The sequence below is a fragment of the Empedobacter sp. EJD.6dd genome (genome assembly GCF_057369435.1).
In genome coordinates, this window is record NZ_CM170667.1 from 1,227,110 (window position 1) to 1,248,821 (window position 21,712).

25 protein-coding genes are annotated in these 21,712 nt (G+C 31.7%); 9 read left to right on the top strand and 16 right to left on the bottom strand.

Translation table 11 applies throughout. From position 1 onward, the window contains the following. Positions 1-8 precede the first annotated feature (8 nt). Positions 9-1,757, bottom strand: coding sequence for a glycoside hydrolase family 3 protein (locus tag AC2I98_RS05715; RefSeq protein ID WP_486413665.1), 1,749 nt, complete (start codon positions 1,755-1,757; stop codon positions 9-11). A 114-nt stretch (positions 1,758-1,871) separates the two neighbouring features. Between AC2I98_RS05715 and AC2I98_RS05720 the strand changes: the two genes are divergently transcribed. Beyond that, a complete protein-coding gene (locus tag AC2I98_RS05720) occupies positions 1,872-2,951 on the top strand; it encodes a TerC family protein (protein WP_486413666.1) in 1,080 nt (359 codons plus the stop codon). A 68-nt stretch (positions 2,952-3,019) separates the two neighbouring features. On the opposite strand, the gene AC2I98_RS05725 is transcribed toward AC2I98_RS05720, so the two are convergent. From AC2I98_RS05725 to AC2I98_RS05745, 5 genes are all read right to left on the bottom strand, one after another. Continuing rightward, positions 3,020-3,265: a hypothetical protein gene (locus AC2I98_RS05725; RefSeq protein ID WP_486413667.1), complete on the bottom strand. Its 246-nt coding sequence runs from the start codon at positions 3,263-3,265 to the stop codon at positions 3,020-3,022. Between the two features lie 175 nt (positions 3,266-3,440). Beyond that, complete coding sequence (locus tag AC2I98_RS05730) at positions 3,441-3,956, bottom strand: c-type cytochrome (RefSeq protein ID WP_486413668.1); 516 nt, start codon at positions 3,954-3,956, stop codon at positions 3,441-3,443. 111 nt (positions 3,957-4,067) lie between these two features. Next, positions 4,068-4,982, bottom strand: a complete 915-nt coding sequence (gene rlmF / locus AC2I98_RS05735; RefSeq protein WP_486413669.1) for a 23S rRNA (adenine(1618)-N(6))-methyltransferase RlmF — start codon at positions 4,980-4,982, stop codon at positions 4,068-4,070. A gap of 67 nt (positions 4,983-5,049) precedes the next feature. Further along, positions 5,050-5,307 (bottom strand): chaperone modulator CbpM, encoded by a 258-nt coding sequence (locus tag AC2I98_RS05740; RefSeq protein WP_125349027.1) that lies wholly within the window; start codon positions 5,305-5,307, stop codon positions 5,050-5,052. Positions 5,308-5,311: 4 nt separating this feature from the next. Next, positions 5,312-6,199, bottom strand: a complete 888-nt coding sequence (locus tag AC2I98_RS05745; protein WP_486413670.1) for a DnaJ C-terminal domain-containing protein — start codon at positions 6,197-6,199, stop codon at positions 5,312-5,314. A gap of 210 nt (positions 6,200-6,409) precedes the next feature. Here AC2I98_RS05745 and AC2I98_RS05750 point away from each other — a divergent pair, with 210 nt between their 5' ends. From AC2I98_RS05750 to AC2I98_RS05760, 3 genes are read left to right on the top strand one after another with little or no spacing between them, the layout of a single operon-like run. Beyond that, positions 6,410-7,354 carry an ADP-ribosylglycohydrolase family protein gene (locus AC2I98_RS05750; RefSeq protein ID WP_486413671.1) on the top strand — a complete coding sequence of 315 codons (945 nt, stop codon included), beginning with the start codon at positions 6,410-6,412 and terminating at the stop codon, positions 7,352-7,354. Positions 7,355-7,406: 52 nt separating this feature from the next. Then, positions 7,407-7,628, top strand: a complete 222-nt coding sequence (locus AC2I98_RS05755) for a VF530 family protein (RefSeq protein WP_486413672.1) — start codon at positions 7,407-7,409, stop codon at positions 7,626-7,628. Then, positions 7,628-8,014: a hypothetical protein gene (locus tag AC2I98_RS05760; RefSeq protein WP_486413673.1), complete on the top strand. Its 387-nt coding sequence runs from the start codon at positions 7,628-7,630 to the stop codon at positions 8,012-8,014. The genes AC2I98_RS05755 and AC2I98_RS05760 overlap by 1 nt, the downstream gene beginning before the upstream one ends. A gap of 55 nt (positions 8,015-8,069) precedes the next feature. Here the strand turns inward: AC2I98_RS05760 and purD are convergent, their stop codons facing one another. The 7 genes from purD to AC2I98_RS05795 all read right to left on the bottom strand — a co-directional run bounded on the left by purD (position 8,070) and on the right by AC2I98_RS05795 (position 14,410). Continuing rightward, positions 8,070-9,362 carry a phosphoribosylamine--glycine ligase gene (gene purD / locus AC2I98_RS05765; RefSeq protein ID WP_486413674.1) on the bottom strand — a complete coding sequence of 431 codons (1,293 nt, stop codon included), beginning with the start codon at positions 9,360-9,362 and terminating at the stop codon, positions 8,070-8,072. After that, a complete protein-coding gene (locus AC2I98_RS05770; RefSeq protein WP_486413675.1) occupies positions 9,349-9,471 on the bottom strand; it encodes a hypothetical protein in 123 nt (40 codons plus the stop codon). Before AC2I98_RS05770 ends, purD begins: the two co-directional genes overlap by 14 nt. 8 nt (positions 9,472-9,479) lie before the next feature. Then, positions 9,480-9,719: a four helix bundle protein gene (locus AC2I98_RS05775; RefSeq protein WP_486413676.1), complete on the bottom strand. Its 240-nt coding sequence runs from the start codon at positions 9,717-9,719 to the stop codon at positions 9,480-9,482. Between the two features lie 57 nt (positions 9,720-9,776). Then, positions 9,777-11,288, bottom strand: a complete 1,512-nt coding sequence (gene purH, locus AC2I98_RS05780; protein WP_486413677.1) for a bifunctional phosphoribosylaminoimidazolecarboxamide formyltransferase/IMP cyclohydrolase — start codon at positions 11,286-11,288, stop codon at positions 9,777-9,779. Between the two features lie 88 nt (positions 11,289-11,376). Beyond that, positions 11,377-11,937 (bottom strand): phosphoribosylglycinamide formyltransferase, encoded by a 561-nt coding sequence (purN, locus tag AC2I98_RS05785; protein ID WP_219034718.1) that lies wholly within the window; start codon positions 11,935-11,937, stop codon positions 11,377-11,379. Between the two features lie 157 nt (positions 11,938-12,094). After that, positions 12,095-12,595: an FKBP-type peptidyl-prolyl cis-trans isomerase gene (locus AC2I98_RS05790; RefSeq protein WP_486413678.1), complete on the bottom strand. Its 501-nt coding sequence runs from the start codon at positions 12,593-12,595 to the stop codon at positions 12,095-12,097. Positions 12,596-12,730: 135 nt separating this feature from the next. Further along, on the bottom strand, positions 12,731-14,410 hold the full coding sequence (locus AC2I98_RS05795) for an AAA family ATPase (protein ID WP_486413679.1): 1,680 nt from the start codon (positions 14,408-14,410) through the stop codon (positions 12,731-12,733). 174 nt (positions 14,411-14,584) lie between these two features. Here AC2I98_RS05795 and AC2I98_RS05800 point away from each other — a divergent pair, with 174 nt between their 5' ends. Genes AC2I98_RS05800 through AC2I98_RS05820 form a run of 5 tightly spaced genes read left to right on the top strand, consistent with a single transcriptional unit; the run spans position 14,585 to position 18,222 of the window. Beyond that, positions 14,585-15,568: an SPFH domain-containing protein gene (locus AC2I98_RS05800; protein ID WP_486413680.1), complete on the top strand. Its 984-nt coding sequence runs from the start codon at positions 14,585-14,587 to the stop codon at positions 15,566-15,568. A gap of 18 nt (positions 15,569-15,586) precedes the next feature. After that, positions 15,587-15,787, top strand: a complete 201-nt coding sequence (locus AC2I98_RS05805; RefSeq protein ID WP_486413681.1) for a hypothetical protein — start codon at positions 15,587-15,589, stop codon at positions 15,785-15,787. 6 nt (positions 15,788-15,793) lie between these two features. Continuing rightward, positions 15,794-16,042, top strand: a complete 249-nt coding sequence (locus AC2I98_RS05810; protein WP_486413682.1) for a hypothetical protein — start codon at positions 15,794-15,796, stop codon at positions 16,040-16,042. Beyond that, positions 16,042-17,058 carry a hypothetical protein gene (locus tag AC2I98_RS05815; protein WP_486413683.1) on the top strand — a complete coding sequence of 339 codons (1,017 nt, stop codon included), beginning with the start codon at positions 16,042-16,044 and terminating at the stop codon, positions 17,056-17,058. Before AC2I98_RS05810 ends, AC2I98_RS05815 begins: the two co-directional genes overlap by 1 nt. 18 nt (positions 17,059-17,076) lie before the next feature. Beyond that, the gene (locus AC2I98_RS05820; protein ID WP_486413684.1) at positions 17,077-18,222 is read left to right on the top strand and encodes a DUF6620 family protein; all 1,146 of its coding nucleotides are present in this window, start codon (positions 17,077-17,079) and stop codon (positions 18,220-18,222) included. Between the two features lie 60 nt (positions 18,223-18,282). Here the strand turns inward: AC2I98_RS05820 and purM are convergent, their stop codons facing one another. From purM to purC, 3 genes are all read right to left on the bottom strand, one after another. Further along, a complete protein-coding gene (gene purM, locus AC2I98_RS05825) occupies positions 18,283-19,275 on the bottom strand; it encodes a phosphoribosylformylglycinamidine cyclo-ligase (protein WP_486413685.1) in 993 nt (330 codons plus the stop codon). Positions 19,276-19,358: 83 nt separating this feature from the next. Then, complete coding sequence (gene purF / locus AC2I98_RS05830) at positions 19,359-20,864, bottom strand: amidophosphoribosyltransferase (protein ID WP_486413686.1); 1,506 nt, start codon at positions 20,862-20,864, stop codon at positions 19,359-19,361. Between the two features lie 18 nt (positions 20,865-20,882). Next, complete coding sequence (purC, locus tag AC2I98_RS05835; RefSeq protein WP_486413687.1) at positions 20,883-21,605, bottom strand: phosphoribosylaminoimidazolesuccinocarboxamide synthase; 723 nt, start codon at positions 21,603-21,605, stop codon at positions 20,883-20,885. Positions 21,606-21,712 lie beyond the last annotated feature (107 nt).

Sequence of the window (21,712 nt, forward strand, 5' to 3'; positions counted from 1 at the left end):
ATCTATTTCTAAGAGTTTTTTTTTCCTAAATTCACATTTTCAGGCGCTGTAAATCCTAATCGTTTGATATGTTTTGTTACAATTCCTTGACTTTCTTTCAAATTTTGATTGATATCTACAGGTAAAGTTCCATCAGAGTCGATTGCACCAAAAATAATTTGAGCTGCAGCAGATTGCGCATCTTTCGTATTTTGATAATGAACCGTAACTGCATCTAAATTTGATAAATCTAGATCTTTCAATCCATAAGGACTTGTAAACAACGAAAATATTTTCTTTTTGTCTTTTGGTAACGCTTTCAAAATTGCTTTCGAATTATCTGACAATTTATATGGTTTGTAAACTGTTTCGTTTGATAAAAATGCACCAGAAATAACAACATCATAATCATTTAGTAAATTGATTTGATTTGGATTTGAAATCTTAACCAACTCAACATTTGTATATTTTTGTAAATGTGTCAAAAACTGATCATAATCTGTTTGTTCAAGCGGAACAAAAGCTATTTTTTGATTTAATTTTTTAATTGGTAAAAGTTTGTGTTCATTCTTTACAACTGTCGAAGCTTTTTCAAAAATCTTTGTTGTTAAAGCTAAACTCTCTGCAGGATTAAGATCTTCCAACACATTCGCAGGATTCAAAGTTTTAATCTCATTTAAACCAGTAATGTATTTTGCCATCAAGATTTTCTTTACACTTTCTTCTAAACGCGCTTCAGAAATTTCTCCTTTGCTAATCGCATCAATTATTTTTTGTTTTCCGATATGTACATTTTGAGAAAATAATAAAATATCATTACCCGCAACAAACGCTCTATAATCTACATCACCAGCAGGAAACATTTTCGCAACACCATCCATATTTAATGCATCTGTAATCACAATTCCTTTAAATTGTAATTCACCTTTCAAATAATCTGTAATAATTTTTTTAGATAAAGTTGAAGGCATTTTTGGATCTGGTTCCAAAGCAGGTACATTAAGATGAGCAACCATAATCGACTGCACTCCTGCATCAATCATTTTCTTGAAAGGTGCAATGTGATATTTCTCTAAATCAGCTTTATTATCTGGAATTAAAGGTAAAACTTTGTGCGAATCTTGGTCTGTATTTCCATGTCCAGGAAAATGTTTTGCAGAAGACAATACGTTTTGTGTACGCATTCCTTCCATATATGCAATTCCTTTTTCAGCCACACGAGATGGATTAGAACCAAACGAACGATTTCCAATAATTGGATTATTTGGATTTACATTAACATCAACCGAAGGTGAAAAATTAAACTGAACACCCATTCTGTTTGCTTGTAAACCAATTTGTTTTCCGACTTGATAAACCAAATTATTATCTCGTAATGCTCCAAGCGTCATATTCCATGGAAAACGCTCTACATCTTTTAAACGCATTGCAAGTCCCCACTCAGCATCCATTCCAATTAATAAAGGAGTTTTAGAAATTGATTGAAATTTATTTGTCAATTCGATTTGATGAGCTGCTTGATCTTGCATAAAAATCAATCCACCGATATGTTCTTCTTCAATTAACTTTTGAATATCATTTTCATGTACAGCGTCTCTATTGGTGTAAGCAGCAACAATAAATAATTGTCCAACTTTTTCCTCCAACGTCATCGAATTATATTTTTCATCAACCCATTTCATTTGAATTGAATCTTTATACAATGGAGAAACTTGTTGTGCTTTTGAAGCGATAGGTAAAATAATTGTTAAGAATACGTATGCGATAACTCTTTTCATGCTAGAATAAATTAATTTTGCGTGTTTTTTCTTTTGTAAAAACATTTTTTTATATGTATCAGTTCAGTTAGGATTGGTAAATTTATAGTAAATTGTCAAATTAAATAGAATTATATGAGTATTTTCAGTGTTGTACAGGATAGTATGTTAAATCATCCTGGACTAATAACTGTTTTTGGAGTCGCAGTCATTATTATGTTGCTACTAGATTTGGGTGTTTTCAATAAAAATGCGCACGCAGTTTCGAACAAAGAAGCACTTAGTTGGACAATTGTCTGGATATCTTTAGCAATGGTTTTTAGTGGTGTAATCTATTTTGTCTTTAAAGAAGCCGATGGACATGCATTTGCCCTCAACAAATTCTCTCAATTTCAGGCTGCTTATTGGATCGAAAAAGCACTATCCGTCGATAATTTATTCGTTTTTATATTAGTTTTCGGATTCTTTAAAATTCCGAAAGAATACCAACACAAAGTTCTTTTTTGGGGTATTTTAGGTGCTTTGTTATTTAGAGCAATCTTTATTTTTGCTGGAGTAGAATTAATTAAAATGACCTATTTACCTTCATTCTCTATTGGTGATTGGCATTTTAATTTAGGAGATGAAGCTACTCATGCAAACTTTGTAACAAAAGAATTTTTCCGCCCGAATGTTGTTTTGACTCTTTTTGGATTCTTCTTAATTGTTGCTGGTATCAAGTCTTGGAAATCGAGTAATGATGATGAAAACCAAGATTTATCTCAGAACTTTGGAGTTAAGTTAGTTCACAAGTTTTTTAAAGTTACGCCAAATTTTGATGGCGATAAATTCTTTAGTGTACAAAACGGAATCAAAATGGCAACACCTCTTTTTGTTGCTTTGATGGTGATTGAAATAACAGATTTAGTTTTTGCTGTAGATAGTATTCCAGCCATTTTTGCTGTTGCACCAGATGATCCTTTTATATTATATTCGTCTAATATTTTTGCTATTTTAGGATTACGTTCGTTGTATTTCTTATTAGCTAACTCGATGGATAAATTCAATAAATTGCATTATGGTTTGGCAATTATTTTAAGCTTTATTGGAATTAAAATGATTATTATGCCTTTTTATCATTTCGAATCAACTATCTCACTTTCGATTATTGGTGGAGTTTTATTAACAACCATTATTTGGTCACTCATTTCGAATAAATCAGAAATTAAGAAGTAGATTATTCCTTCGAAATAAATTTAAAAAAAGCCATTCTTAAGAATGGCTTTTTTTAAATTTTATAAATCTCACTTTTTATCTTCAATTGATAAATTAATAACTTTTTCTAAATCTCCATTTTCATTGTAATTATAAATAAATCCAAATTCAAAATTTTGATGAAGATATTTTTCAATCTTGATTAATCGATTATCTCTATAATATCCAATACAATAAGCATTTTTAACATTAGTTGAATCTTTCATTTCAAATTCATCATATAAATATAAAGGATGAGAATATTTTCCAAAACCATGATAATATTTTTTTACCATTAAGTCTTGAGAACCTGTTTTTGTAACCGAGTCATTTGGAAAACTTCTTTCTGCTTTATTGCAACTAAATATTGATAAAGCAACAAGAATGCATAAAAATTTAATTATACCAACAATGTTAACAAGTTTAAATTTATAAAAAAAGCTCCAAAAATGGAGCTTATATTTCTATTCTTTATTTTTTCTCAACTTTCGCCGAACCAGATGCCGGAGCTAATTTTTCTTTTGCAACATCTTTCACGTTTTTTAACTCAGCATTTATAGGCTCAATCAATGATTTTGTAGGACTTTCGTTTCCTCTGTGACACATTACACATGTTACAACATTTATCATTTCAGGATTTTTTGCATTTTCCCAATTGAAATTCTTTGCATTTAATTCACGTGTCATTACAATCATATGACGAGCAAAGTCTTTTTCCTTTTTAGCATCACTTGCAAAATCCATCTTTTTTGTTTCTGGATTTTCAGCGTGGCAAAAATTACATTTTACTCCTAATGCAGCATTGTACCCTCTCATCAACCCTTTTAGACTATCTTCTGAAATGTTTTGTGGTAATACTTTCAAATTTTTCCATTGAGGATCAGAAATTTCTTTTCCTGTATCAATATGACGCGCTGTTGTAAAAGAAAAGATACTAAACATTAACGCCACTGCTCCCAAAGAAGCTATAATTTTATTCGTTTTCATTTTGTGTTACTTTTGTAGACACAAGGTAAAACAATAATTAAACCTAAAGTATTGCTAATAAAAATTTGGAATAATTTTAAATAAATGATTTTATTTTATTAATCAAACTTATTAAAACCTCCAAACCAATAAACGAGAAACTTTATTTCCTTGTTGCATGTTTACAATTCTGTAATCTCTCACTTTTTCTCGTTTCAAAATTCCTTCTAAAATTCGAACATTTTCTTTCTTAGAAACCAATGTTGTAAACCATTTTACTTGATGTTTGAACTCAGCACTTTCTTTGATCATTTTCGTAATAAATAAACGCTCTCCACCTCTGCACCAAAGCTCAGAATTATTACCTCCAAAGTTTTGAATTGGTTTTTGATCTGTTTTTTGACCAAGATTTTTCAATTTGCGCATTGTTTGTTCCATTACTTCTTGATTCGATCTAAAAAATGGTGGATTACAAATTGTAATGTCAAATTTTTCGCCTTGTTTAATAATATTCTTAAAAATATTATTTGGATTAAATTGCATTCTAATTTCAACCTTGTTACGCAAACGCGGATTTTTCTTTACAATTTCTTCTGCATTTTTAAAAGAAGCATAATCAAGTTCTGCTCCAACAAAATTCCAATCATATTCATGGTTTCCAATTATCGGATAAATACAATTCGCACCAACACCAACATCCAATACTTTTACTTCTTTTCCACGTGGAATAACTCCGTCAAAACTTTCGCTCAAAATATCAGCTACATAATGGATATAATCTGCACGACCAGGAATTGGCGGACACAAATTATCTTTTGGTAATTCCCAATAATCGATATCGTAATACGTTTTTAATAATGCCTTATTTAACGCTTTTACAGCTTCTCTATCTGAGAAATTAATTGTTGGTTCGTTTTCTTTATTTGGTTTGATATATTTAGAAAGTGGCGAATAGATCGCACACAATTTTTCGAAATTATAGGGCGCTAAATGACGATTGCGCGAATGTAATTTTTTCAATTTACTCTTCTTTTCGGGAGTATCCATACAAAAATATTTATGCAAAAATAAGACAACCTTTGCAGTTTTCTGCAAAGGTTGCTTTTGATTTCGATTATTTAAGTTGTTTTTGTAGCGTTTCTATTTGTTTTAAAAGATGATGAATCACTTCTAAACCTTCTAAATTAACTCCCAAATTATAATGAAATTCAATAAATCGTTCAATTAATTTCAAATCATTTTCTTCAATAAAATATTCTTGGTTACGTTCATGCAAAACAACCAAATCATTTTTGTACAAATCAATCACAAATTGAGGTTCAATCTGATGATATTTACTAAACTGAATAACAGATATCGTTACATTTTTCATGGTTTTAAGCTTTTTTAAGTGAACGTAATTTCTCGAATAATTCTTTTTCTTCTGCTGATAAATTAATTGGAGTTTTTATTGAAAATGTCACATAGAAATCTCCATATTGATCATCTTTCTTATAAATTGGTAAACCTTTTCCTTTCAATTTTACCTTTTTATTATTCTCTGTTCCTTCTTTTATCGGAACTTTTACTTTTCCAGAAAGTGTATCAATCATCGCTTCTCCACCCAAAATAGCATCATATAAGTCAATCTCAACAATTGTAGATAAATCTGCACCATTCACTTCATATTTTGTATTATTTACAATATGAAATGTAATGTACAGATCTCCATTCGGACCATTGTTGTAGCCTTTTCCACCATGTCCTTTTATCTTAATTGTTTGTCCATCCTCTACTCCTGCCGGAATTGTAATTCGAATATTTTTTCCATTCACGGCAAAAGTTTGTTTATGAGAAGATAAGGTATCAGTCAAATTTAATGTCAAACTGGCATTTACATCTTGCCCTTTATAACCTGTTGATTTACTTCTACCTTCACGTCCAAACATCGAACTAAAGAAATCTGAATAGCCATCAAAATCTCCAAAGCCTTCTGCACCATTAAAATCACTATATTGATGCTGTTGTTGCTGTTGACGAGCTTTTTCATATTCTTCTCCGTGCTGCCAATTCTCTCCATACTTATCGTATTTTTTACGTTTTTCTGGATCGCTTAACACTTCATTTGCTTCATTTAATTCTTTAAATTTATGTGCAGCTTCTTCGTTATTGGGATTAAGATCGGGATGATACTTACGTGCCAATTTACGATACGCTTTTTTTATCTCATCTTGAGTCGCGGTCTTTTGCAGACCTAATGTTGTATAATAATCTATAAAAGCCATAGTAATTTATAAGTTTGTGACTTAATTTAATCAAAATCAGTTCCAATTTAATTAAAACTGACAATACGACTTATACTTTTCAGATTTTTATCATTTATTAAAAAATCAATCCTAAATAAATAAAATTATTATGATTAATTCACGAAATTTTAAAAATAATTTATAATTTTTCAAAAAAAACAAGTATTTTCAATTCATAATAATTAGGGTATGAATAGAAGAAATTTTTCAAAAAATATTTTAATTGGTTCTGCAGTCGGTGATGCATTAGGTGTTCCAGTTGAGTTTAAAAGTAGAGAATATTTACAAAAAAATCCTGTTTTAGATATGATAGGTTTTGGCACATACAATATGCCGCCAGGGACTTTTTCGGATGATAGTTCGATGATGTTTTGTTTAGCCGAATCTCTATGTAATGGGTATAATGTGAATGATATTGCCGAAAAATTTCAGATGTGGATGCACGAAGGTTATTGGACTGCTGATGGAGAAGTTTTTGATGTTGGTATTTCAACGAGAAAAGCAATTAATCGCTTGCGAGTTGTGAAACATCCGAGCGAAGCTGGTTCTAAAGAAGAAAATGACAATGGAAATGGATCTTTGATGCGAATATTGCCTTTGGCTATTTTCACGAAAGATCTATCGATAGATGAGCGTTTAGAAATAGTCAAAGAGGTTTCATCTATTACACATGCACATGATCGATCTGTTTTAGCTTGTATTTACTATATTGAATTTGCATTGAATGTTTTAGATGCTGAAAATCTTGATGAAGCTTATTTGAATACTAATTTTTGGTTGAAATTATTTCTAGAAGAAAATAAGATTTACCAAAAAGAACTCCCATATTTCGAACGGATTTTAAACGGAAAACTTTCTGATTTAAAAGAAGATGAAATAAAATCAACTGGTTATGTGATTGATAGTTTAGAAGCTTCTATTTGGTGTTTATTGCATACTAATTCATATAAAGATTGTGTTTTAAAGGCTGTTAATTTAGGTCATGACACTGATACTATTGCTTGTATTGCGGGCGGAATAGCAGGTATTTTTTATGGTATAGAGACAATTCCTACTAATTGGGTAGAACAATTGGTTCGTGTAGATGACATTTTAAATTTAGCTGATCAATTAGAAAAAAAATATGAGTTTTAAAAAGGTTATTTTATACTAAATTCAACAAAAACATTTTTTGTAATTTTGTACAATGGAAAATCAAAAAAATAATCCATTACACGGGAAAAGATTAGACGATATTATCGAAGAATTGATCATTTACTATGGTGGTTGGGAAGGTTTAGGAAATCAGATTAACATCAAGTGTTTTAATGATAACCCAAGTTTAAAGTCTTCTTTAAAATTTCTTCGAAAAACAGATTGGGCTCGCAAAAAAGTAGAAGAATTGTACATCAAAAAAATTGCAAAATAATGAGTGCAACAATTCTTGAAGAAAAAATCTTTATTGATTCCGAACTTTTAACGAATATCGAAGAAGAAAGTCAAGTAATTATACATTGTTGTATGACAGCCGACGAATATGCTAATGCAGCGCGTATTTGGCCTTCTACTTTTATTATTGATAATCAATCAGGAAAACGTTGTCAATTGGTTTTTGCAGACGGAATTACGATGTATCCTAATTGGACATATATAGAAGAAGATTCTACGTTAAATTTCACTTTAATTTTCAATGGTTTACCAAAAAGTTGTAAATCCTTTGATCTGGTCGAAATAATTCCGCAAGCTGGTGGTTTTGAATACCGAAAAATAAATCGAAATAAAAGCGATGTTTATCACGTCGAATTTTCAGAATAAATTTAAAAATGCGTTTCAAATGAAACGCATTTTTAAATAATATAAACTGTATTTTTTATTGAATTACTCCAATATCATTTCGGTAAAATTCGTAATCAAAATGTACTTTCTTAATGTTTTCGTAAGCTGTTTCACGCGCTTCTTCTAACGTATTTCCTAATCCAACTACATTAATTACACGACCTCCAGATGTTAAAATTTGTTCTCCTGATAATTTTGCACCAGCAATAAAATTAGGACAAGTAACATTTTCTAATCCGCGAATCTCAAAACCTTTGTCATAATTTCCAGGATATCCTCCCGAAACCATCACCACACAACAAGCATGTTGATTTTTAAAATTCAAATCAAAATCTTCTCCTTTAATTGCTTTATTTACAACCTCAGCCAAATCATTTTCTAACAAAGGTAAAGTTGTTTGCGTTTCTGGATCGCCCATTCTTAGGTTATATTCTAACAAATAAACACCTTTTGTTGTAATCATCAATCCAAAGAAGATAACCCCTGCAAACTCTAATCCTTCTTTGATTAAACCACATTTTGTTGGTTCCATAATTTCTTCTTCGAACATTTTAAAATGCTCATCCGTAAACAATGGATTTGGAGCAATAACGCCCATCCCACCAGTGTTTAAACCAGCTTCTCCTTCACCAATTTTTTTGTGATCTTTTGCTGAAACAAACGGAACAATTTTTTTCCCATTAAAGAAAGATAAAATAGAAGCTTCAAAACCTTCTAAAAATTCTTCGATAACGACTTCGTTTCCTGCATCACCAAAAGTTTTATCTTCCATAATATCTAAGACAGCTTGTTTTGCTTCTTCGAAATCTTGACAGATAATAACTCCTTTTCCTGCTGCTAAACCAGACGCTTTAACAACAATCGGATATTCTTGTTCTTTCAAATAATCAATCGCCAACATTGGTCCTTGAAAATTTTTATATTTTGCCGTTTTCACGCCATATTTATCCATAAAATCTTTTGCAAAAGCTTTAGAAGCTTCTAATTGCGCAGCAGCTTTATGCGGTCCAAAAACGTTTAAATTTTCTTTCTGAAAAATATCTACGATACCTTCTGATAACTCAGCTTCTGGTCCTACAAAAGTTAAATCAATTTGATTCTCTTTCGCAAAATCTTTCATTTCATCAATCGAAGAAACAGAAATATTTGTTCCGATTTGAGCTGTTCCTGCATTTCCTGGAATAAAAAACAATTCTAAATCTTGTTCTTTCTTCTTAAAATCTTCAGCAAACTTCCATCCTATTGCGTGTTCGCGACCACCTGAACCTATTACTAAGATGCGAGTCGTGGTTTGCGAGTCGCGGTTTGCGCTATTATTTTGTTCCATTGTTTTTCTTTGTTAAATAGTTTTGAAAATTTTGATTCATTCTACAATAATGATCAATTAATTCTAAAGCTTCATTTAATTCAAATTCTGAAATATACTTCAATTCCATGGCAATAATTATTTGGGCTTCAACTTCAAAGGCTGACCTTTTGAAATCGATAAAAAATTAATCATTTGTTGATTTGAATTTCTTCCAGAACCTTCAGCGACATTTGAAAGAATTGAAACAACTGCTCTACGTATTTGTACAGTTAATCCAAATTTTTCAGATTCAGGAAATTTATTAGAAAGATTATAAACCAATCTCAAAATTTCCAAACCTTTTTGCCATATGTCTAAATTTCTATAACTCCTCATTTAAACGAAGTTAAACTTAAATTCGCATTTCGCAAAACGAATATCGCACATCAAATTTTAATGCATAAAATGTCTCATACCAGTGAAAACCATTGGAATTTCACGTTCATTACAAGCATCAATTGATTCTTGGTCTTTAATTGAACCTCCTGGTTGAATAATCGCTTTGATTCCATTTTCTGCAGCAAAATCAGCTACATCACGGAAAGGGAAAAAGGCATCAGAAGCTAAAACTAAATCTTCTTCAACTTTTTCTTTTGCACGAGAAATTGCTTGCTGAGCAGCCCAAATACGATTCGTTTGACCACCTCCAATTCCGTATGCTTGACCATTCGTCGCTACAACAATTGCATTTGATTTTACCCATTTTACAATTTTTTGAGCAAAAACTAAATCCGTCATTTGACGTTCTGTTGGTTGAGTTTCTGTTACTACTTTAAGATCTGTTGAAAACTGATTATCCGTAGATTGAACAATTAACCCACCATCAACTTTTACGTAAGTTACTTTATCCGAAACAGGGTTTTTAACTTTGATGATACGTAAGTTTTTCTTTTGTTTGAAAATCTCTAACGCTTCTTCTGTAAATGATGGCGCGATAACAATTTCTAAGAAAATTTTGTTTAATTCTACCGCAGTTTTACCATCAACTTCTCTATTGAATGCAATGATTCCTCCGAAAATTGACATTGGATCACATTCATACGCTTTTTCATAAGCTTCTAAAACATTCTCTCCAATTGCCACTCCACAAGGTGTTGAGTGCTTAACCGCACAACAAGTTGTTTCTTCGAATTCTGAAACCACTTTATAAGCCAAATCCATATCACGAATATTGTTGAAAGAAAGTTCTTTTCCTTGTAAATATTCGAAATCTTTCATTGCTCCATTTTTCGTTTTATCAACGTAATAAGCTGCTTTTTGATGTGGATTTTCTCCGTAACGTAAATCCATTACTTTCTCATAAGAAGACTCCAAAAATTGAGGAAAATCTTCACCTAAAATGTAAGTAGAAATCGCAGCATCATAAGCAGAAGTTAAGTTGAACACTTTACCTGCACATAATTTACGTGTCTCGATAGAAGTTGATCCATTCTCACGAATCTCATTCATCACCACCTCATAATCGTTTACATCTGTTACAACTGTTACATCATAAAAATTCTTTGCAGAAGAGCGTAACATTGATGGTCCACCTATGTCAATAAACTCAATCATTTCTGCTTCAGAAAGACCTGTATTCATTTTTTCGAAGAATGGATAAAGATTTACAATAACGATATCAATTGGATTAATTCCGTGCTCTGCAATAGTTGCCATATGGTTTTCGTCTGCGCGACGAGCCATAATACCACCATGAATAGCAGGATGTAAAGATTTTACACGTCCATCTAAAATTTCTGGAAAACCAGTTACATCTTTTACTTCTGTAACTTCAATTCCATTGTCTTGTAAATGTTTGTATGTTCCTCCAGTTGATAAGATTTTGTAATCTTGCTCAATCAAGAATTTTGCAAATTCTAACAAGTTCGACTTGTCCGACACACTGATTAGCGCTTGTTTTTGCATTGTGTTTAGTTTTTAAAGTTTATTGTTTGTTTACTATTTTATTGGAAATGAAAAACCTCAATGTACATGACATTGAGGCATTCTATATTTATGCTTCGCTAATTTGCTTGATTGCCTTGATGTAGATTTCACTTTCTACCTCAGCAACTTTACGTTGTAAATCTGCTACTTCATCACCTTCTTCGATCTCAAAAGTTCCTTGACAAATAATTTGTCCTTCGTCTACACCAGCAGTTACAAAATGTACTGTAGCTCCAGATGTTTTTTCTCCAGCTTCTAAAACAGCTTTGTGAACTTTTGCACCATACATCCCTTTTCCACCAAATTTTGGTAACAATGCAGGATGAATATTAATCATTTTCGAGCCCCATTTCGAGGTAAATTCTGGAGATAATATGGTTAAAAACCCTGCCAAAACAATCAAGTCGATTTCTTCTCCTTCTAAATTATGTTCGGCATCTTCCGAAAAAGTTTTTCGGTCTAAGACATAAGTTCGGATATCTTTATCCAACGATCGCTCTATTGCATAACAGTCTCGGTCTGCCATTACCATCGAAATCTCGACATTTGGTAACGTTCCGTCTTCAACTGCATCAATAATATTTTGAAGATTTGTTCCGCCTCCGGAAACAAATACAGCTATTTTCATGTTTGTTTGTAAGTAAATCTTGTTTGTTCTACAAAGATAAGATTTTAGTTTAAGAAGGTGTAAAAATATAACGTGGATTTAATCTATTTATTAATGATTTATTCACAATTAAAAACAAAAAAGGCTACTTCGTATTGAAATAGCCTTTGAAATATTTTTAGTGAGATTCTGTTCCGTCAACTCCGTGAGCATGTCCATGAGATAACTCCTCTTCTGTTGCTGGACGTACATTAAGAATTTCAACATCAAATTCTAATGTTTTTCCTGCCATTGGAGGATTTAAATCAGCAATAACAGCTTCTTCTGTCACTTCAACAACTGATGCACGGAATTGATTTCCTGCGTCATCTGTTAAAGGTAAAATTGCTCCAACTGGTGGTAAACCTGATTCTTTGAACATATCTAAAGGTAATTGAGCTACTGCTTCTTCTACACGTTGTCCGTATCCTTCTTCTGGAGTGATTACAAAAGATCTTTTATCACCAACTGCTAATCCTTTTAATTCTTCTTCAAATTTTGGAATCATCATTCCTGCTCCAACTAAAAAAGTTAATGGTTCTTGTGCATTTGATTGCTCTACAAATACTTTTTCACCATTCGCTTCGATGGTATGTAATGAGTAGTTAACTGAAACTACATTGTTGTTTTCTATTGACATAAATTATAAATTATGGATGCTTTCGATATAAAAAGCGTTCATGTTTAATTTTCGTGTATTCAACAACAATTATTCCTTTCAGAAATATGACCAATTTTGTCAGTTTTATATGTAGTCAGAACTGACAATATTCTATTAATTAATAAAAAGTAATGCTTTTTTGATGTCTTCATACCCAATTTCTCCATTGTAATAATCAAAAATTGGTTTTAAAACTTTGTTTTCTTCAAACTCAATTTCACTGTATGCAAAACGAACCTTTTCTAAAATTTTGTCAGAAGGTTTAAATTTCGAATAATCCAAATCAGGTTCAGTTTCTTTGATTTTGCCAATATGATCCACAATTGCAGATGACGTTAAACCTCTCTTTTCTGCAATTTGATCCAAAGACAAACCTTCCTTTACATATTCTAGCGTAATCTCGTATGTCGATTTTTTAGGTCCTTTTTCTTTGGTTTTATTCTTTTCGATATTTTTTGCAATTTGCTTTTTATCTAACGTTCCTCCTGAATATCGTATAAAAGCAGCCCAAGAATTTTGTAATTCGCTTTCTTCTAAAAAATCATCTACTTCATTCGACAAAACTTGAAAACGTTTATCAGCCTTCATCGCCAACGAATCAATTTCTAAAGCCGTTTGATTAAGACCATGTAACATCAATGATTTTAAATCTCGCAAACGTGAAAGTGCTACATACCCTTGACCTTTTTCGAATGCTTTTGATAGATCAATAAAAGCCGAATCCAACGTCATTCCTTGCGATTTGTGAATGGTAATTGCCCAAGCCAAACGCAACGGAACTTGCGTAAAAGAAGCCAATGCTTTCCCACTTTCATCTTCTATTGCCCAAGTTTCTGGCTTCGCTACATAAAATTCTCCATCTAAGGTTTTAATTATTGGTTCGTCTTTTTCTGTATATCCTGATACATTTCCAAGTGTTCCGTTTACAAAACCTACCTCAAAATTATTGCGAACAAACATCACTTTCGCTCCAATTTTTAATTCTAAAATTTCTTCAGCTAAAACTGATTTTTTTAAGACTTCAATCAATGCAGGATTTCCAGCTACTTTTGCTTCAAATGTTTTGGAAGAAGAATCAATATTAATCAACTGACCTTTATTAATTCGATCAACATCCATATTGTGTGTGTACAGACGTGTTTGTGAATCTATTTCATCAGGAAAATATTCGATTCTAGATTCTAACAAATCAACCGTTTTTTGCGTAATATGTCCCGAGCGAATTTCATTCAAAATATCATTCAACGCATTATTCGTTTGACGATATTGCTCTGTCAAATAACAAATATGCACTTTAGATTGGACCCAAGCATCTGACATAAAACAGAATTTATCTTTCGATTCTTCCCATTCTTCACCAATTGGTGGTAGCTGAAAAAAATCTCCCGAAAATATAACTTGCACTCCTCCAAAAGGCTCATCATTTTGTTTGAAAAACTTCAAAACATAATCTACTGCATCCAATTGATTTCGGTGCAACATAGAGATTTCATCAATAATCAAGACTTTTACTTTGTCCATTTTATCTCTGAAATATTTCTTATCACGAAGTGAAGCTAAATATCGATCAGAAACATAATCTTTTATACCAATACCTGCCCAAGAATGTATCGTTTGACCATTCATATGTGTTGCAGCAATCCCAGTAGAAGCGGTAATTGCTACAGGAACACCATGTTGTTTTAGGTATTGAATATATTGATTTAGCACATAAGTTTTTCCGGCACCTGCAGAACCTGTTAAAAATACATTTCGACCAGATTTTAGAATTGCCAAAGCCTTTGATTGTTGCATAACTTATGAATGAGTTTCGAGTTTTTTGAATGAAATACAAAGATACAAAGATTGAATGAGGTAAGGAAATGATAAACTTAATATTAAACACATCCTATTTTAGCTAAAAATAGTGAGTTTTTTTGAGTGACAATTTTACAACTTTGTAAAACAACAACTTAAAAAACTATTACTATGAATTTGTCATCTTCTGGACCTTTTATAGAAGTCATCGAATGGATTGAACAAGATCCAAACTTATTGATGTTAAAATTTCCTGATCAAGACAAGGAAATAAAAAATGGTGCAAAACTAATTGTAAGAGAAAGTCAAGCTGCATTATTCTTAAATCAAGGTGTTTTTGCAGATGAATTTTCAGCTGGAACCTTTTCTTTAGCAACAGAAAATATTCCGATTTTATCAAAATTAAAAGGTTGGAAATATGGCTTTCAATCGCCGTTTAAAGCAGATGTTTACTATTTTTCTACAAAAGATTTTGTCAACTTAAAATGGGGAACTCCTGCTCCAGTTCTACTTCGTGATCCACAATTTGGTCCAATACGAATTAAAGCATTTGGGAGTTATAACATCAAAATTTCAGATGTTAAAAAATTCTTTTCCAAATACGCTGGAACTTTTCCAATCTTAACAGTTTTCGAATTAGAACATCAATTAAGAGATTTTATTGCGCCTATTTTTGCAGAAATTTTGGCTCAAGCAAATATTTCTGCGCTTGATATTGCAGGAAATCTTTCTGCGCTTAATCAGAAAATTCAACCACTTATTTCTCCTCATTTCGAGCAATTCGGAATTGATGTTACTCAATTTACGATTAGTTCAGCGACTTTACCAAAAGAAGTGAACGAAAACATCGACAAAATAAGTAGTATGAATATGATTGATGATATGAACAAATTTCAACAATTCAATACTTCTTTAGCGATAGGAAAAGATGGAAATCCCATGCAACAAAGTATACAAGATGCAGCTGCGCTTGGATTGATGATGCAAGGAATTGCGCAACAAAACAATCAAATGAATATAGCACAACAGCAAATACAAATTCAAGAAGAATCTGTTGTTGATAAACTTAAAAAATTAAAAGAAATTTTTGATTTAGGATTGATTGACGAAACTGATTTTCAGTCAAAAAAATCTGAATTATTAGAAAAATTATAATCACAAAAACTAAATATTATGAAAACTATTGGAACTTATATGGTAATTTTTGGATTCTTAGCAATCGTTTTGAATTTCTTTAACGCTGTACCTCGTCTTTTAGCTTGGATTTACAATTGGGGCGAAGGTGTTGCGTGGGGAATTAAAATCGCATTTGTTGTAATTGGTGCTATTTTGTACTTCGTTGGAAGTAAACAAAACGAAAGTCTTGCAAAATAATTTGATATGAGTGACGAGAAACCAAAATTATCATTGATTGAGAAATTAAAACTTCAGGCAGAAAATCAAACAAATCTTGGTGGAGACTTTATGAACAATCAAGCTAAATTAGAAACTATGGATTGCCCAAATTGCGGTGCTGGACGAGCAAAACAAGATGGCGTTACAAAATGCGCTTATTGCAATTACGAATTTATTAGTGGAAAATTAGATGATGGTATAAATATTAGATCAACAGATAATTCGAGAAGATAATGGATAATCGATTTATAGAATTAGAAAGTTTAATTGACCGTTTCAAAGCCTTTCTAACAAAATTAGAAAATCGCGCATTGGAATTGGAAACTGAAACTGTAGAAGCTGGACAACAGATAAATGATTTTGACGAAATCCGTTTTATCCATTTTAAAGCTGGAATTACAGGTCAATATGATGCACTAAAAGTAAAAGCGAAAGAAGTTTTTAAGGAACAGATTTATAAAAAATCGTTTGCGTATCACTACTCTGAAGAAGATGTAAGATCAGACAATTATATGTCTGCATATGATGCAAAAGTTACTGAAACAGAAGCTTTGTTAGATGTTTTTGATGACAAAATTGATTCGATTCTTGAAAATATTTTCAGTAAAATAAAAGTAGAAAGCGCAGAACAAAAATTGCAACATTTATTAGACGATTATCAAATCAATAAAAATAATTTCTGTTGTTCGCAATGTGGTGCTAATTTAAAAATTGATCAAGTTTACTTTGTTTCAGCTTATGTTACTTGTGAATTTTGTCAAACACAAAACACATTTGTTCCGTCAACCAAAATGTCACTTTTACCAGATTTAGTTCGAGAAGTTGCAACAGAAAAAACAGATGTTTTAGAATATCCAATTCCTGGAAATACAATTTTAGAAAAATTTTTGTCCAACGAAAAACACGCTCGAAAACAGTTTTTTATCAAAATGAAACTTCTACCAGAATTAACGAATTCGTATAAAGAAGTCTATAAAAGAGAGATTAATGATTTTCTCTCAAGTTATGAAAGTGATGAACTACTCGAAAAAGATTTTTACAAAACTATTTTAGATTCGTTTGGAACAAAATTCATCAATCAAAAACCGATTACAAATAGTTTGGAAGCAATAGACCAACTTAGTATAGAAATCCTTTTAAACAAAGAATTACTTGCTATGAATTTTATGAAAGAATCAGTTCAAAAAACTACAATTTTAAATGATTTAGAAAATTATTATCAATCATTAGAACAACAAAAAAATCAATAACAAATAAACTTAAAAACTATGTTCGGAAAAATTAAAAACCTTTTCAATAAAGCAGAAGAAGCTATTGAAAATATAACTGAAAACAATGCTACACAATCTTCAAATTCAGTAAATGAATCTGTTGAAAGTTCTTATCAACCGGAACCTATTTATTTCGAAGATTATATTGATTACAGTAATATTATTCCTGAAATTGATGAGCATTATGTCGATAATTACGAAAATTTCTACAATGCTTTAAATTCAAATAACCGCCAAAAAGTTGAGAAAGCAATTATTGTTTGGAAAAACGATCTTGAAAAATACAAAGAACAAGTTCGTAAAATGGGACCTTATCAAGGTGATGATTCGTTGCAACAACAAGCGATTGCTTATTTTGATGATAAAATAAAAAATATCGAAAATGATTTTGAAAAATATGCCGAAGCTTTCTTAACTGATGCTCCAAATCAGAATGAATTATACGAAAAAGCTGAAAACAATAAAATGGCTTTGTATGACAGAATCAACGATCAATTAGAAAAATTTGTTCAGAAATACGAAGACAAAAATTCTGACATTGGTATCGAACAAATGTATCAACAACACGATGCGAAAGTGCAAGAAGATGCAAAAGATAATCCTTTGTTAGAGCCTATTCATGGAATTTCTTTGTATGATTATGCTGCTGGAATGGTAAAAATTGGTTCTAATGTTCCGGAGGCCGATGTTTTAAGTGCTTTAGGCATTGATAAACCACAATGGGACGAAGCTGGTTTAATTTGGAATCAACGTATGGAACAAGATACAGAAATGACGGTGATGACCTTGTATAGTCAATATTTCTCAAAAGTTGATGAACATCCTAAATTAGGAAATAACTCAACTATTTCTGACAATATTACTACAAATCCAAATTTAGATCGTTTGAAAAATGACGAACATTTCTTCTACGATTTAGCAGCAGAAAGAGATGCTGCTATGGAAGTTGGAAAAGATGGCGCGCAATATATTTTAGATAAATATGGAATTGGAATTATCGATTTCCAATCTCAAGCTATGGTTTGGACTCGTTCTGGAAATTATTCTTCGATGATTACTTACCAATTCGATAAGAAAGAAGAATATTTAAAACAATTTCAAAATGAAATGGGCGGAACAATCGCTGACGATATTGAGTTTTAACATAAAATTAAAAAAACCGGATAAGAAATCTTATCCGGCTTTTTTAAACTATTTAATCTACTATTTCAATATAATTTTGTCCGCACCTTCTTGGATTTCTCCAATAAGAGCACTTCCATCAATAATATTCAATACTTTTTCAGCATCAGTTTGGTCAACGATGACAACCATTCCGACACCCATATTAAATGTTCCAAACATTTCGTCTTCTGCAATATTTCCGCGTTTCGCTAATTCTTGCATTACTGTTGGTACATTTATTTTTGCTTTTTCTATTACAGCAGTCAATCCGTCATTTATAATACGAGGAACATTCTCGATTAATCCACCTCCTGTAATATGAGCAATTCCAGACATTTCGATTCCAGTATCTTTAATTTTGAAAATATCGTTTTGATATAATTTTGTTGGAATTAATAAAGTTTCGAACAAAGGTTTACCTTCAAATTCTTCGTTAAAATCTGGGAAAATTCTACGAACTAATGAAAATCCATTCGAATGAAAACCACTTGATGGTAATGCGATAATTGCTTGTCCAGCTTTTATTTTAGAACCATCAATAATTTCGTCACGCTCTACAACTCCAACACAAAATCCTGCAACATCATAGTCACCAACTTGGTACATTCCTGGCATTTCTGCTGTTTCTCCACCAATTAATGCAGTTCCTGTTTCCTTACATGCTTGTGCAATTCCACCTACAATTTCTGCTGCAATATCTGAATCTAATTTTCCACAAGCTAAATAATCTAAGAAAAATAATGGTTTAGCTCCGTGACACAAAATATCATTTGCACACATTGCGAAACAATCAATACCAACTGTATCGTAAACTTTAGAATCTAAAGCTACGCGTAGTTTAGTTCCTACACCATCAGTTCCTGACACCAAAACAGGATTTTTATATCCTCCTAATTGGTAAAAAGCTCCAAAACTTCCAATTCCATTCAACACGTTTGAATTGTGTGTTGCTGCAACTGCATCTTTAATTTTCGATACCGTTTGATAACCTTCTTCCTTATCTACTCCGGCTTGTTTATATGTATTGCTCATTTTTTTGTTGTATTAGTGTAAAATGTAACAAGTATTAAGTACATTTTACATTAGACTTTTTACATTTTACAATTATAATTTACCTAATCTATATGCAAAGGTTTCTCCTCTTTACATTCTTCATTAGAATAATTTACGGGATATTTTTCTGTAAAACATCCAAAACAATGTTCTTTACTTCCTAATAAATCAATTAGATTATCAACTGTTAAGAAATCTAACGAATCTACATTCAAATATTCTTCTACCTCTTTAATTGACTTGTTTCCTGAAATTAAATCTGCTTTAGAAGGCATATCAATTCCTAAATAACAAGGTGCAATAATTGGTGGTGAAGCAGAACGGAAATGAATTTCTTTAGCTCCTGCTTCTTTTAAGATTTTGATTAAAAGTTTTGAAGTCGTTCCACGTACAATCGAATCATCTAAAACAACCAAACGTTTTCCTTTGATTTTTTCTTTGATTGGATTCAATTTTAAGTTGACCACTCGCTCACGCATTTCTTGTGAAGGAACGATAAACGAACGCGACATATAACGGTTCTTAATCAAAATTGGCTCGTAAGGAATACCCGAAGCTTCTGAATAGCCAATTGCTGATGGAATTCCAGAATCTGGTACACCAATTACAATATCTGCATCAACAGGAGATTGTTCATATAATTTTCGACCAGATTCTACACGTAAGTTATAAATTTCATTCCCTTCAATATTCGAGTCAGGACGCGCAAAATAAATATACTCGAAAGCACAAATATTGCGTTGAGTTGGTTTGTTTAAAGAATACGATTTTAAACCATCTTTATTCACAATAATCAACTCTCCTGGTTCTACATCACGAATGAATTCCGCACCTACAGCGTCTAAAGCACATGTTTCTGAACAGAAAATGTAAGCATCATCTAATTTACCTAAACACAATGGACGAATTCCGTTTGGATCGCGAAAAGCTGCCATTTGATTGTTAGCTAATAATAAAACCGAATAAGCTCCTTTTACTTTTTCTGTCCCTTTTTGTATTGCTTCTACAAGATCTAAATGCGAATATTTTTGAATAGAACGTAATAAAACCTCTGTATCCGAAGTTGCTAAAAATGGTAAACCTTCTGCTTCTAACTCAGCTCTCAATTCATCAACTTCTATTAAATTTCCGTTATGAGCTAATGAAAAGTGAGGTTTTCCATAAATATTGTACGTGTACAATGGCTGAATATTACGACGACTTCCACCTCCGGCAGTTGTATAACGTGTATGTCCAATCGCAGCGTTACCTTGGTATTCTTCGATTTCGGCTTCTATTAACTTGAAAACGTCTAATACCAATCCTGATCTTTTTACAGTTTTGATATTTCCATCTTTCAAGAAAGAAACTCCACATCCTTCTTGTCCACGATGTTGAAGCGCGAATAAGCCAAATTGTGCAATAGAATAAGTATTGATATTATTAGGAGAATAAACTCCAAAAATACCACACTCTTCGTTTACACTGTCCACAGTATCCGCTGCATATTTTTTCAACAAATTTCTTTCATAGAAATTCGTTAAATATTCAGCTTTTAATTGGCTTTTATGTAATTTTTTGTCAATCATTTCGAAAGAGAAAAATGATTATTTTAAAACTTCTGTCAAACGATTAAATACTTCGTGATAAGCTTCTGAAACATCACCTAAATCACGACGGAAACGGTCTTTATCTAATTTTTTACCTGTTTCAACATCCCACAAACGACATGTATCTGGAGAAATTTCGTCAGCTAAAATGATATTACCATCAACATCTTTACCAAACTCAATTTTGAAATCGGCTAAAATTAATCCCGCTTTTAAGAATAATTCTTTTAATGCTTCGTTGATAACATCTGTTTGATCATACATTTCTTTCAACTCATCATACGTTGCAGCACCTAATAAAACTGCGTGATGATCGTTGATCAATGGATCTCCTAATTCATCTTTCTTGTAACAGATATCGAAGATTGTAACTGGAGATTTCCCTCCTTCTTCTAATCCTAAACGTTGAGCCATAGAGCCAGCAACATAGTTGCGAACAACCATTTCAATTGGAATAATAGATACTTTTTTCACCAATTGCTCACGATCATTCAACTGCTCAATAAAGTGAGTTTTTACTCCTTTTTCTATCAAATAGTTGAAAATTAAAGTCGAAATTTTATTATTCATTTCTCCTTTGTCCTCAACAGTTCCACGCTTTTGAGCATTAAATGCAGTTGCGTCATCTTTGTAATAAACAATTACTTTGTCTGCTTCCTCTGTTGAGTAAACTTGTTTTGCTTTTCCTTCGTAAATGAAGTCTTTTTTTGTTAAGCTCATCGTTGTTTGTTTTTTTTTGAAGCTCGATTTTCGAAATTCGAAGTTAAAATTCATCTAACTTCTAGTTTCTAGTTTCTAACTTCATTACATCGTTTTTTTTTGTTTTG

What these genes read in the sequence shown, in the direction of transcription:
- AC2I98_RS05715 (WP_486413665.1), bottom strand. Translation starts at nt 1,757, where the DNA reads ATGAAAAGAGTTATCGCATACGTATTCTTAACAATTATTTTACCTATC.
- AC2I98_RS05720 (WP_486413666.1), top strand. Translation starts at nt 1,872, where the DNA reads ATGAGTATTTTCAGTGTTGTACAGGATAGTATGTTAAATCATCCTGGA.
- AC2I98_RS05725 (WP_486413667.1), bottom strand. Translation starts at nt 3,265, where the DNA reads ATGGTAAAAAAATATTATCATGGTTTTGGAAAATATTCTCATCCTTTA.
- AC2I98_RS05730 (WP_486413668.1), bottom strand. Translation starts at nt 3,956, where the DNA reads ATGAAAACGAATAAAATTATAGCTTCTTTGGGAGCAGTGGCGTTAATG.
- rlmF (WP_486413669.1), bottom strand. Translation starts at nt 4,982, where the DNA reads ATGGATACTCCCGAAAAGAAGAGTAAATTGAAAAAATTACATTCGCGC.
- AC2I98_RS05740 (WP_125349027.1), bottom strand. Translation starts at nt 5,307, where the DNA reads ATGAAAAATGTAACGATATCTGTTATTCAGTTTAGTAAATATCATCAG.
- AC2I98_RS05745 (WP_486413670.1), bottom strand. Translation starts at nt 6,199, where the DNA reads ATGGCTTTTATAGATTATTATACAACATTAGGTCTGCAAAAGACCGCG.
- AC2I98_RS05750 (WP_486413671.1), top strand. Translation starts at nt 6,410, where the DNA reads ATGAATAGAAGAAATTTTTCAAAAAATATTTTAATTGGTTCTGCAGTC.
- AC2I98_RS05755 (WP_486413672.1), top strand. Translation starts at nt 7,407, where the DNA reads ATGGAAAATCAAAAAAATAATCCATTACACGGGAAAAGATTAGACGAT.
- AC2I98_RS05760 (WP_486413673.1), top strand. Translation starts at nt 7,628, where the DNA reads ATGAGTGCAACAATTCTTGAAGAAAAAATCTTTATTGATTCCGAACTT.
- purD (WP_486413674.1), bottom strand. Translation starts at nt 9,362, where the DNA reads ATGGAACAAAATAATAGCGCAAACCGCGACTCGCAAACCACGACTCGC.
- AC2I98_RS05770 (WP_486413675.1), bottom strand. Translation starts at nt 9,471, where the DNA reads ATGGAATTGAAGTATATTTCAGAATTTGAATTAAATGAAGCTTTAGAA.
- AC2I98_RS05775 (WP_486413676.1), bottom strand. Translation starts at nt 9,719, where the DNA reads ATGAGGAGTTATAGAAATTTAGACATATGGCAAAAAGGTTTGGAAATT.
- purH (WP_486413677.1), bottom strand. Translation starts at nt 11,288, where the DNA reads ATGCAAAAACAAGCGCTAATCAGTGTGTCGGACAAGTCGAACTTGTTA.
- purN (WP_219034718.1), bottom strand. Translation starts at nt 11,937, where the DNA reads ATGAAAATAGCTGTATTTGTTTCCGGAGGCGGAACAAATCTTCAAAAT.
- AC2I98_RS05790 (WP_486413678.1), bottom strand. Translation starts at nt 12,595, where the DNA reads ATGTCAATAGAAAACAACAATGTAGTTTCAGTTAACTACTCATTACAT.
- AC2I98_RS05795 (WP_486413679.1), bottom strand. Translation starts at nt 14,410, where the DNA reads ATGCAACAATCAAAGGCTTTGGCAATTCTAAAATCTGGTCGAAATGTA.
- AC2I98_RS05800 (WP_486413680.1), top strand. Translation starts at nt 14,585, where the DNA reads ATGAATTTGTCATCTTCTGGACCTTTTATAGAAGTCATCGAATGGATT.
- AC2I98_RS05805 (WP_486413681.1), top strand. Translation starts at nt 15,587, where the DNA reads ATGAAAACTATTGGAACTTATATGGTAATTTTTGGATTCTTAGCAATC.
- AC2I98_RS05810 (WP_486413682.1), top strand. Translation starts at nt 15,794, where the DNA reads ATGAGTGACGAGAAACCAAAATTATCATTGATTGAGAAATTAAAACTT.
- AC2I98_RS05815 (WP_486413683.1), top strand. Translation starts at nt 16,042, where the DNA reads ATGGATAATCGATTTATAGAATTAGAAAGTTTAATTGACCGTTTCAAA.
- AC2I98_RS05820 (WP_486413684.1), top strand. Translation starts at nt 17,077, where the DNA reads ATGTTCGGAAAAATTAAAAACCTTTTCAATAAAGCAGAAGAAGCTATT.
- purM (WP_486413685.1), bottom strand. Translation starts at nt 19,275, where the DNA reads ATGAGCAATACATATAAACAAGCCGGAGTAGATAAGGAAGAAGGTTAT.
- purF (WP_486413686.1), bottom strand. Translation starts at nt 20,864, where the DNA reads ATGATTGACAAAAAATTACATAAAAGCCAATTAAAAGCTGAATATTTA.
- purC (WP_486413687.1), bottom strand. Translation starts at nt 21,605, where the DNA reads ATGAGCTTAACAAAAAAAGACTTCATTTACGAAGGAAAAGCAAAACAA.